Origin of the sequence: Kitasatospora sp. NPDC052896 (assembly GCF_044547075.1) — a bacterium.
Taxonomy (GTDB): Bacteria; Actinomycetota; Actinomycetes; order Streptomycetales; family Streptomycetaceae; genus Kitasatospora.
Map to the genome: position 1 here is coordinate 1 of NZ_JBITZU010000065.1, position 4231 is coordinate 4231.

The window sequence follows — 4231 nt, forward strand, 5'->3', positions numbered from 1 at the left end:
GTGGTGCACCACCAGGACGAGGATGTGCTCGTTCGGGGTGAGGGTGAACAGGGTTGCGCGCAGCGGGATTTGGGTGGCGAGGTCGAAGGTGTGGGTGCAGGCCTGGGTGATCGCGTGGTCGAGCTCGCTCTGGTCGAGGCCGCCGGCCTCGGTGACGGTCAGTTCGAACGGGGCCGTGCTCGCAGTGAGGATGCGCTGGCGGGGGTGGCCGTCGACTGATGGGAAGACGGTGCGCAGGACTTCGTGTCGTGCGATGACGTCGTGCAGGGCGGTGTCCAGGGCCTGGTGGTTGAGGGTGCCGGTCAGGCGCAGGGCGATGGGGATGTTGTAGGTGGCGTTGGGGCCCTCGAGTTCGGCGAGGAACCACAGGCGCTGCTGAGCGAAGGACAGGGGGATGTTCTGCGGGCGGTCACTCGGCGTGAGGGCCGGGCGGATGTCCTGCGCGTTGCCGAGCCGCCGAACGAGGGCAGCCACCGTCGGCGCCTCGAACAGCGCCCGGATCGGCAGCTCCACAGCGAGGACGGAGCGGATCCGACTCACCAGCCGGGTGGCAAGGAGGGAGTGGCCGCCCAGTTCGAAGAAGCTGTCGTCGATGCCGACGTTGTCCAGACCGAGGATCTGTGCGAACAGCTCGCACAGTATCTCTTCCTGGGGGGTGCGCGGCGCACGGCTGGTCACGGCCGCGCTGTAGTCGGGTGCGGGCAGAGCGCGGCGGTCCAGCTTTCCGTTCACTGTCAGGGGCAGCGCATCGAGCACGACGACGGCGGCCGGCACCATGTGGTCGGGCAGCTGGTCGGCGACGCACCGGCGCAGGGACGCGGGGTCAATCGAGTCAACTCCTGTGCTCGGAACCACGTATCCGACCAGCCTCCGGTCTCCCGGCTGGTCCTCGCGGACCACGACGGCCGCGTGTGCGACTTCGGGGTGCCCGGTGAGCGAGGCTTCGATTTCGCCGAGTTCGATGCGGAAGCCGCGGATCTTGACCTGGTCGTCGGCGCGACCGAGGAACTCCAGCTCGTCGTCGGAGTTCCAGCGGACCAGGTCACCGGTGCGGTACATCCGCTCGCCGGGCCCGCCGAAGGGGTTCGGGACGAAGCGTTCCGCCGTCAGGCCGGGCCGGTTCAGGTAACCGAGAGCGAGTTGGGCGCCGGCAGCGTACAACTCGCCCGTGACACCGCGCGGGACCGGCTGCAGGGCGGCGTCCAGCACGTACACGCGGGTGTTGGCGACCGGCCGCCCGATCGGCACCGACAGCGAGCGGCGCTCGGTGGTGACGGGCAGCGTGTACGCCGTCACCACGTGGGTCTCAGTCGGTCCGTAGTGGTTGTGCAGGCGTCGATCGGTCCGGGCTCGTAGGAAGGCGTCGAGAGAGTCGGAGAGCGTCAGTGCCTCACCGGCCTGCAACACCTCGCGCAGGGCGGGCAGCGTCGTGCCCACCTGTGCGGCTGCCTCGCATACGGCGTCGATGACCAGGTTGGGCGCGAAGAGCTCGCTCACCTGGTGATCGTCCAGCCACTGCACGTACTTCTCGGGGCTCCGGCGGGTTTCGTCGTCCGGCACGACCAGGCAGCCGCCGCGTCCAAGGGCACACAGGATCTCCTGAGCGGACACGTCGAAGCTCAACGCCGTGTACAGCGCGGTTCGCAGGGCCTGACCGTCGGGTGCGTCGGAGGCATGCCAGGAGACCAGGTTCACCATGGCGCGGCCCGGCATCACCACGCCCTTGGGGCGGCCGGTGGAACCGGAGGTATAGATCACGTAGGCAGGGTGATCCGGGCACAGCACGGCAGTGCGGTCCTGGTCGGTGGGATCTGTGACATTTGCGTGCGAGAGCTGCGACACCGACAGACGCGGGCAGCCGACTTCGGCCGGCAGGGGCGCGACCTCCTCCGACGTGAGCAGCAGCGTCGGCGAGGCGTCGGCGAGCATGAAGGTGATCCGGTCCTCCGGGTACTCCGGATCGATGGGCAGGTACGCCGCACCGGCCTTGAGGATGGCCAACAGCGCCACGATCATCTCTTCCGAGCGCGCCATCGCCAGTCCGACGACCTGACCCGGACCGATGCCCCGACCGATGAGGGCGTGGGCCAGCCGGTTCGCCCGGCTGTTGAGCTCGGTGTAGCTCAAGACCGTCTCCCCGAAGACCACAGCCGGGGCTTCGGGCGTAAGGGCGGCCTGCGCCTGGAGAAGTGCCGGCAGGGTGAGGTCAGGCACGGGTCGGGTGGTGTCGTTGTGCTTGGTCAGCATGTCATGCCGGTCGGCGTCATCGATGATCGGCAGCCGGGCGATGGGCAGTTGGGGGTCGGCGGCCGCGGCGGCGAGGAACCCGATCCAGCGGTCGGCGAGGCTCTGGACCGTAGCGCGGTCGAACAGGTCGGTCGCGTACTCAAGCCTTCCGGTGATGCCGGTCGCCTGCTCGCCGAGCGCGAACATGAGGTCGAACTTCGAGGACTGTGCCGTGATCGGTTCCAGGCGGGATTCGAGTTCTGGCATGTCGAGTCGGGCTGCAGCGTTGTTTTGCAAGACGAGCATGACCTGGAACAACGGGTGGCGGGCCATCGAACGGGTGGGGGAAAGGACGTCGACGAGGTGTTCGAAGGGGACGTCCTGGTGGGCGTGGGCGGCCAAGTTGGCCTCGCGAACACGGTGGAGGAGTTCGGCGAAGGAGGGGCTGCCGGTGAGGTCGGTGCGTAGGACGAGGGTGTTGACGAAGAAGCCGACGAGGTTGTCGAGGGCGTCGTCGGTGCGTCCGGCGATGGGGGTGCCGATGGGGATGTCGGTGCCGGCGCCCATGCGGGAGAGGAGTGCGGCCAGGCTTGCCTGGAGCAGCATGTACAGCGTGACGCCCTCGGCGCGGGCGAGTTCGACCAACTGGCCGTGGAGCCCGGCGGGGACGGCCAGGTCGATGCTGGCACCGCTGTGGCTGGCGATGGCAGGGCGCGGCCGGTTGTAGGGCAGGGTGAGTTCCTCGGGCAGGTCGGCCAACGTGTCACGCCAGTAGGCGATCTGCTTTGACAGCAGGCTGTCTGCGTCCTTCTCGGAACCGAGCAGGCTGTGCTGCCACAGGGTGTAGTCGGCGTACTGGACGGGCAGGGGTTCCCACTCGGGCGCCCGCCCGTAGCAGCGGGCCGCGTAGGCGACCGAGACGTCGCGAGCCAGGGGGCTCAAGGACCAGCCGTCGGCAGCGATGTGGTGCACCACCAGAGTGAGCACATGCTCCTCGGGCGCGAGGGCGAACAACCACCCCCGCAGTGGTATCTCGACCGAGAAGTCGAAGGCGTGGGCGGCTGCCTTCGCCATCGCCTCGGCCAGCTGGGTCTCGGTGGTGTCGACGACCGTCAGCAGGTCGCCGAGGTCGTTGATGCCCAGGATGTGCTGGCGGGGTTGGCCGTCAGTGACGGGGAAGACCGTGCGCAACACCTCATGCCGTCCGACGACGTCGCGCAGTGCGGCCCGTAGCGCGGTTCGGTCGAGCGGGCCGGTCAGGCGGAGCGCGATGGGGATGTTGTAGGTGGGGTTGGGCCCATCGAGTTCACCCAGGAACCAGAGGCGGCGTTGGGCGAAGGACAGCGGGAGGTGCTGCGGGCGGTCGCCTGCCTGCGGAGCGGGGCGGGTGCGCTGGGCGGGGTCAAGGCGCTCGGCGAGGGCAGCCACGGTGGGTGCTTCGAACAGCGCCCGGAGACCGATCTCAACCCCCATCGTCGAGCGGATGCGGCTGATCAGTCGGGTGGCGAGGAGGGAGTGTCCGCCGAGTTCGAAGAAGTTGTCGTCGATGCCGATGGCTTCCAGACCAAGGATCTGGATGAACAGTTCGCAGAGGATCTGTTCCTGCGGGGTGCGGGATGCGCGTCCGGTGATGGTTGCGGTGTAGTCGGGGGCTGGTAGAGCGCGGCGGTCAAGTTTGCCGTTGGCTGTCAGCGGCAGTGTGTCGAGGACGACGAGCGCTGCGGGAAGCATGTAGTCGGGCAGTTGATCGGCGATGTAGCGATGGATGGCCGTGCGGTCGAGTGCGTCGACTCCAGTGCCTGGAACGACGTAGGCGATGAGGCGCTTGTCGCCGGGGGTGTCTTCGCGGACCAGGACGGTTGCGGCGGTGACCTGGGGGTGGGTGGTGAGTGCTGCTTCGATTTCGCCGAGTTCGATGCGGAAGCCGCGGATTTTGACCTGGTGGTCGGTTCGGCCGAGGTATTCGATTTCGCCGTTGGTGTTCCAGCGTGCGAGGTCGCCGGTG

General features: G+C 68.3%; 1 protein-coding gene and 1 pseudogene. Both read right to left on the reverse strand.

What is annotated here, in order from left to right; all coding sequences use genetic code 11:
• On the reverse strand, window positions 1-3957 hold a 3957-nt coding region (locus tag ACIGXM_RS37280), incomplete at its 3' end, for an amino acid adenylation domain-containing protein (protein WP_396568568.1).
• Window positions 3958-3960: 3 nt separating this feature from the next.
• Window positions 3961-4194 (reverse strand): annotated as a pseudogene (locus ACIGXM_RS37285) (hypothetical protein); the annotation flags it as partial.
• Window positions 4195-4231: the final 37 nt, after the last annotated feature.